This is a genomic window from Pseudundibacterium arcticum (assembly GCF_042646465.1).
Classification (GTDB): domain Bacteria; phylum Pseudomonadota; class Gammaproteobacteria; order Burkholderiales; family Burkholderiaceae_D; genus Undibacterium_A; species Undibacterium_A arcticum.
The window spans coordinates 1-2,845 of the sequence record NZ_JBHRTP010000014.1 but is presented as its reverse complement, the minus strand read 5'-3'; the positions used below and the strand labels follow the sequence as shown (position 1 = coordinate 2,845).

The window sequence follows — 2,845 nt, the reverse complement described above, 5'->3', positions numbered from 1 at the left end:
GAAGTTGCGACCGATGATCATCGGTTCGATTTCCGGGTGATTGATGTTGGCCGGGATGATGGCGCGGCCACGGGCAATTTCCTCGCGCACGAATTCCGCCGTGATTTCAGCCGCGGTGTTGGAAAATGCGGCCGCGCCGAACGACTGCCCCGGATGCTGGCGCCCCATCAAGGTGGCCAGCTTGTGGCCCATCGGGCCGGAGGCTTGCAGTTCTTCCAGGTATTCACGGCGCCGCATGTTTTCGCGGATCGCTACGAATTCCATTTCCGGCGTGATGATGCCCTGGCGCGCATAGTGCATCTGTGACACGTTCTTGCCAGCCAGAGCGCGGCGCGGCTTGCGGTGCAGGTCGAAGCGCAGTTCGGCCAGGGCCGGGTCGTTCAGGCGTTCCACGCCGTAAGCCGAGCTGGGGCCGCTCAGTTCTTCGGTATCGTTGCGTTCGGCGATCCAGTTCCCACGCACCGATGCCAGGCCGGAGCGGATGTCGATGTTCGCATCCGGGTCGGTATACGGGCCCGAGGTGTCGTACACATAGATCGGCGGATTGGCCTCGAAACCAAAGGACGCGGGCGTGTCGGATTGGCTGATTCTGCGCATCGGCACGCGGATATCCGGGCGCGAACCCGTGATATACACTTTGCTGGAATTGGGCAAGGGCTGGACCGCCGCCTCGTCTACCGTGGCAGTAGCGGACAGGAATTTTGGATTGGCGTTCATAGTTTTTCTTTGCGCATGTTTGAAAAACGAAGGAACGCCGGAAAGAGAGGAAAGGCTCTGTGCCGATAGTTTCCCTTCGCTGGCATTATCCAGATCAGGTGTTGCCCGTTAAAGTGATTGCGAGTCTACGAAACAAGGTCGTCTCGTCACCTTGACCGAGGTCAATCTTCCGGAGATGACTTGAATTCGCTTCGATTATTTTTCAAGCGCATCGGAATTCAGAGTCAAAAACATTGAATCTTAACCGCCGTCAAGGATAAGGCCAGACCGGTCTCGCACAATCCTCCCAACGTCTAATTGACAGGAACGCATCATGGATGGGCATTGTTGAATAAATCGATATGCCGGAAAAAAGTTGGACAATCCGGCGCGATTCAACGCGATTTCACGTGCAGAGAAGCCCATGCCCTACCGCGTTTGCGGCGACACCCTGAAAGCGCATGCGCTGCCACCGCAAAAAAAAAGAGGCATGGACCGGTGCAGAATGACAGTTCCAGGCGTGCCGGCGTCCGTCAAAACCTAACAACAAAGCGAGAAATGGGAACTTTGGCCATATCTTGATTTATTCAATAACGCCAACTGGAGAAGTGTATGAGAATCGGCATTCCCGCCGAAACGCGGCTGGGAGAGACACGCGTAGCCGCAACCCCTGAAACAGTGAAAAAGCTTGTGGCGGCCAAGCACCAAGTAATTGTGCAGTCGGGTGCTGGTGTTACATCGAGCGTGATAGATGAAGCCTATCAGGCTGCCGGTGCACAACCCGGCACGGCGGCTGATGCCTTCGGCTGCGACATGGTGCTCAAGGTACGAGCACCATCAGCAGAAGAACGTGCGCTGATCAAATCGGGCACGGTCGTGGTGGGCATGCTCAACCCTTTCGATGCCGACAATATCGCTGCAATGGCCGCACACGGGCTGACCGCATTCGCGCTGGAAGCCGCACCGCGCATTACGCGTGCACAATCGATGGACGTGCTGTCGTCGCAAGCCAATATCGCCGGCTACAAAGCGGTATTGCTGGCTACCAATGCCTACGGCCGCTTCATGCCTATGCTGATGACCGCCGCCGGCACCGTGAAAGCCGCGCGCGTGCTGATCATGGGTGTCGGTGTGGCCGGTCTGCAGGCAATTGCCACCGCCAAACGCCTCGGTGCCGTGATTGAAGCGTCCGACGTGCGCCCGCCGGTCAAGGAGCAAGTCGAGTCGCTCGGCGCCAAGTTCCTCGATGTGCCCTTCGTTACCGATGAAGAGCGCGAAATCGCACAAGGCGCCGGCGGTTACGCCCGCTCGATGCCGGCCGACTGGATGCGGCGTCAGGCTGAACTGGTGCATGCGCGTGCCAAGCAGGCCGACATCATCATCACCACCGCATTGATTCCGGGTCGCAAGGCGCCGATATTGATCTCCGAAGACACCGTCAAGGCGATGAAACCGGGCTCGGTCATCGTCGATATGGCGGCCGAGCAGGGCGGCAATTGTGCGCTGTCGGAATCCGGAAAAACTGTCACTAAATACGGCGTTCACATCATCGGCGACTCCAATCTGGCAATGCTGGTGGCGGCCGATGCCTCCGCCTTGTACTCACGCAACGTGCTCGATTTCCTCAAGCTGATCATCGACACCGACGCCAATCTGGCGATTAACCGTGCAGACGAAATTGTCGCCGCGACGCTGCTGTGTGCCGGCGGCGAGATCATCACAAATTCATAATTAGGGGGCCTCATGGAAGTCAGTCACACCATCATCAACCTGATCATCTTCGTGCTGGCGATTTACGTCGGCTACCACGTGGTCTGGACCGTCACACCGGCACTGCACACACCGCTGATGGCGGTCACCAACGCGATTTCCGCCATCATCATCGTCGGCGCGATGCTGGCCGCCGGCCTCACTGAAGGCCCGGTCGGCCAAGCCATGGGCACGCTGGCGGTCGCGCTGGCGGCGGTCAATGTATTCGGCGGATTCTTAGTGACGCAACGCATGCTCGAAATGTTCAAGAAAAAAGAACCGAAAACCTCGTCCAAGTCCGCTGCGGCAAGCACCGTGGGAGTGCAATCATGAGTATGCAATTCGTGAGCATGAACCTGGTGACGATGCTGTACCTGATCGCATCGGTCTGTTTCATCCA

The 2,845-nt window shown here is 57.9% G+C and carries 3 protein-coding genes; 2 read left to right on the top strand and 1 reads right to left on the bottom strand.

The features are described from left to right. A partial coding sequence (locus ACFOFO_RS05650; RefSeq protein ID WP_390331084.1) for a phosphomethylpyrimidine synthase ThiC occupies window positions 1-717 on the bottom strand: 717 nt, incomplete at its 3' end. Window positions 718-1,308: 591 nt separating this feature from the next. Between ACFOFO_RS05650 and ACFOFO_RS05645 the strand changes: the two genes are divergently transcribed. Together ACFOFO_RS05645 and ACFOFO_RS05640 are read left to right on the top strand one after the other, a co-directional pair. Beyond that, on the top strand, window positions 1,309-2,427 hold the full coding sequence (locus ACFOFO_RS05645; RefSeq protein WP_390323732.1) for a Re/Si-specific NAD(P)(+) transhydrogenase subunit alpha: 1,119 nt from the start codon (window positions 1,309-1,311) through the stop codon (window positions 2,425-2,427). A 12-nt stretch (window positions 2,428-2,439) separates the two neighbouring features. Then, entirely contained in the window at window positions 2,440-2,778 is a 339-nt protein-coding gene (locus ACFOFO_RS05640) for an NAD(P) transhydrogenase subunit alpha part 2 (RefSeq protein ID WP_390323733.1), read from the top strand. Window positions 2,779-2,845: the final 67 nt, after the last annotated feature.